Annotated in this window: 1 protein-coding gene; it reads left to right on the plus strand. The window is 44.4% G+C overall.

Annotated features, from left to right (window positions below; genetic code table 11):
* On the plus strand, nt 1–368 hold a 368-nt coding region (locus tag QEH52_RS20310; protein WP_308952785.1), incomplete at its 5' end, for a hypothetical protein.
* Between the last annotated feature and the right edge of the window lie 17 nt (nt 369–385).

Consider the following 385-nt stretch of genomic DNA (forward strand, 5'->3'; position numbering starts at 1 on the left):
CGTTCAGTAATCGAATGAAAAGAAATCGTCAGCGCTGCTATTTAACAGCAATCATATGCATGGTGGTGCTGTCCTTAACCCAACTTTTTCTAAATTTAAACGATGGCTGGAAGGAGGGAGAAATCGGACGAATTCAAGAGAAGGTTGCCCAGATCGAAGACACTATCAGAGAACTCAGCCCTCAAGAAGCACAGATAAGCGTAAACCAGTTAAACGAAGAATTAAGCTCCCTGCGAAATAGAGAAAAAATCTATAATACCTTCACTGCCATGGCTGGGCTTTTGATGGTTCCATGTGCACTGGGTGTCATTTACTTTCGCCCAAGACTGAACCAGCCGGAGCAGGACAACCCGATAACCCGCCCGTAAAACTCTAAAAACCACTA

The sequence above is a fragment of the Thalassobacterium maritimum genome (genome assembly GCF_031127805.1).
Lineage (GTDB): Bacteria > Verrucomicrobiota > Verrucomicrobiia > Opitutales > Coraliomargaritaceae > Thalassobacterium > Thalassobacterium maritimum.